The organism is Runella sp. R0.1_18, from assembly GCF_057652155.1.
Map to the genome: position 1 here is coordinate 1 of NZ_JBYFCK010000112.1, position 368 is coordinate 368.

The 368-nt window shown below is 46.2% G+C and carries 1 pseudogene; it reads left to right on the top strand.

Annotated features, from left to right (window positions below):
• A pseudogene (locus AC23P2_RS31300) lies at positions 1–368 on the top strand (hypothetical protein); the annotation flags it as partial.

Sequence of the window (368 nt, forward strand, 5' to 3'; positions counted from 1 at the left end):
CTCGACGGAAGTGGTAAATACACCCTACCTGATTCTGACGGAGATGGTGTACCTGATTTAATTGATGCTGTAGACACGGACGGAGACGGAATTCCTGATAGTACCGATACCGACGACGATAATGATGGTATTTTGGATACACAGGATAAACTACCACTTGATACCGACAACGACGGTACACCAAATGTTACTGACATCGATGATGATGGTGATGGTATTCTCGATACAGCCGAAGCAGCGGGTAAAGCACTTGACACCGATAACGATGGTACACCAAATTCCACTGATACTGACGATGATAACGACGGTATTTTGGACACGGCCGAAATGGGAACACTCGACGGAAGTGGTAAATACACCCTACCTGA